Origin of the sequence: Delftia sp. CH05 (genome assembly GCF_009827015.1) — a bacterium.
GTDB lineage: Bacteria > Pseudomonadota > Gammaproteobacteria > Burkholderiales > Burkholderiaceae_C > Comamonas > Comamonas tsuruhatensis.
The window spans coordinates 1-721 of sequence record NZ_WUMG01000113.1 but is presented as its reverse complement, the minus strand read 5'-3'; the positions used below and the strand labels follow the sequence as shown (position 1 = coordinate 721).

At 43.0% G+C, this 721-nt stretch carries 1 pseudogene; it reads right to left on the bottom strand.

The window, feature by feature from the left end:
• A pseudogene (gene cshA / locus GRX31_RS30435) lies at positions 1–721 on the bottom strand (degradosome RNA helicase CshA); the annotation flags it as partial.

The following is a 721-nucleotide window of genomic DNA, read 5'->3' as shown; positions in this document are numbered from 1 at the left end:
GCATATCTTTTTCACGTGGTGTGATGAATGTCATCGCCATACCTGTACGTCCAGCACGTCCAGTACGACCAATACGGTGTACATAGCTTTCTGGATCTTGTGGCACGTCAAAGTTATACACGTGTGTTACGCCTGAAATATCAAGTCCACGTGCTGCAACGTCTGTTGCTACAAGCACATCGATTGAACCTTCTTTGAATTTACGAAGCGCAACCATACGTTTCGCTTGAGTCAAGTCACCATGAATTCCTTCAGCTGTATAACCTCTAAGGTTCAGTGCTTCAGTCAATTCGTCAACGCGGCGCTTTGTACGGCCGAAGACAATTGAAAGCTCAGGTGATTGAATGTCAAGAAGACGAGTCAATGTATCAAACTTTTTACGTTCATGGATATCCAAGTAGAACTGCTGGATGTTAGATACAGTCATTTCTTTCGCTTTTACTTTTACGTGTTCTGGGTTTGTCATGAAACGTTCTGCAATACGCTTAATTGGTGCAGGCATTGTCGCAGAGAATAAAAGTGTTTGGTGTTCACTTGGTACATTTGAAAGGATCGATTCAATGTCTTCGATGAAACCCATGTTTAGCATTTCGTCTGCTTCATCAAGCACGACTGTTTCAACATTTTGAAGACGCATTGTACGACGGTTAATGTGATCGAGTAAACGTCCTGGAGTCCCTACGATGATATGAGGATTTTTCTTGAGCGAACGGATTTGGCG